Annotated in this window: 3 pseudogenes; all 3 read left to right on the top strand. The window is 61.3% G+C overall.

Annotated features, from left to right (window positions below):
- A pseudogene (locus MKK55_RS25165) lies at nucleotides 1-143 on the top strand (HlyD family type I secretion periplasmic adaptor subunit); the annotation flags it as partial.
- Nucleotides 144-561: 418 nt separating this feature from the next.
- Nucleotides 562-1543, top strand: a pseudogene (locus tag MKK55_RS25160) (IS630 family transposase).
- Between the two features lie 161 nt (nucleotides 1544-1704).
- Nucleotides 1705-1896, top strand: a pseudogene (locus tag MKK55_RS25155) (IS6 family transposase); the annotation flags it as partial.

Genomic DNA, 1896 nt, shown 5'->3' with positions numbered 1-1896 from the left:
CCCAGCGCGAGCGCCTGGGCGAGGTCCAGCTCGTGCCCGGCATGCCGGTCGAGGCCTTCCTCCAGATCGGCGAGCGCTCCGTGATGAGCTACCTGATGAAGCCGCTCGCCGACCAGGTCGCCAAAGCCTGGCGCGAGAAGTGAAAAAATTTGACTGCTACGGATGAATTCGTGCCAGCTGTAAGCAAATCTAAAAGCTAATATTGCTCCAGAACTTTCCATCAGGAAAACGGTCATTTGCCCGGCATTTGCACCGCATTCATCAGGTGCAAGTTAGGTGCATCAAAGTGGCGAAAGCAGCCAAATTGATCCACCTGAGGGCACTTCAAACATGACGCTTCACTTTAAATAGTGAAGATTGGCGGGTCTTAGCCGCCGACCATCGGCTTAAGGTAAGCGGGCCGACGAAATTGTTACGGAATTGATCTAACTTAGGGAACTTTCGTGACGTTTAATTACTCTGTGTCGCTAGAGCGTTTTCGGTTTGCGCTGATTCAATGGGGTGGAGTTCACGGAGCGGCGACGGGCTGATTCACTGATCGCTCCGGAGGAGGAGCGACAGATGGGACGACCCTACAGCCAGGATCTGCGCGAGCGGGTGCTGGAAGCCGCCGCAACAACCTCGCGCCGGCAGGCGGCGGCGCGGTTTGGTGTCGGCATCGCCACCTCGATCCGCTGGATGGCCGCGCTCACGACGACCGGGACGGTGGCCGCTCGTCCGCAAGGGCGGGCGCGCCGCTCGAAGCTCGATCCGCACGAGGCATTCCTACGCGCGCTGATCGACGAGAAGGACGACATCACCCTGGAGGAGATGCGCGTCCGGCTCCGGGACGAGCACGACCTCACGGTCGGGCTCGGCACCCTGTGGAGCTTCCTCGACGCACGCGACCTGACCTACACAAAAAGACAGCGCACGCCGCCGAGCAAAGTCGTCCGGATGTGAAGGCTGCGCGCGAGGCTTGGTTCGAGGGCCAACTCGATCTCGATCCGGCCCGCCTGGTATTCCTCGACGAGACTTGGACCTCGACCAACATGACCCGCCTGCGCGGGCGTTCTCCCCGCGGCGAGCGACTGCGCTCGCCCGTGCCGCATGGCCATTGGAAGACGACGACCCTGGTGGCGGCCCTGCGCCTGTCCGGGATCGCCACGCCGTTCGTGCTCGATGGCCCGATTAACCGCGACGCCTTCCAGGCCTACGTCGATCAGGTCCTGGTGCCCGAACTCACCCCCGGGGACATCGTGGTCATGGACAACCTCGGTAGCCACAAGGGGCCGGCCGTGCGGGCGGCGATCGAAGCAGCAGGCGCGCGACTACTGTTCCTCCCGCCCTACAGCCCGGACTTCAACCCCATCAGGGGATACCCCACTCGACCTGTCGATTGGGGCCCCCTCAGATGGCCTTCTCGAAGCTGAAAGCGCTGCTGCGCAAAGCTGCCGAGCGGACCGTCGAGGGCTTGTGGTCGGCCATCGGGCGCCTCGTCGACACCGTCACACCCGACGAGTGCGCCAACTTCTTCGCCGCCGCAGGATTTGAGCCAGATTAAACCGAAAACGCTCTAGCGCGTTCCGCGACATGTCGAAATGGCCAAAGTCGAGCTTTAAAAATTCGGACTGATCACGAACCTAAGACAATCGTCCTTCACGGGTCACAAAATATGCCCTCGATCTTGCCACCTTTCTTCTCGACCCGTTCCTTGGTTCTGTCATAGACACCGCTAAGCTTATAGAGCGAGCCGAGGTCGACCTTGAGAGACCTCACTACGAGGCCAACCTGATCGTGCAGGCTGTCGCCTGGTACCTGCGCTACTCGCTGAGCTACCGCGACACCGCGACATGGGGCAGCTATTCCCGGAACGCACTCTGGAGGTGGACGATAGCACCCTGAACCGCTGGGTTC

It is taken from the genome of Methylobacterium sp. J-059 (assembly GCF_022829485.1).
In the GTDB taxonomy this organism is placed as follows: domain Bacteria; phylum Pseudomonadota; class Alphaproteobacteria; order Rhizobiales; family Beijerinckiaceae; genus Methylobacterium.
Note: the sequence above shows the minus strand (reverse complement) of the source record. Positions and strands in the feature narration are given on the sequence as shown.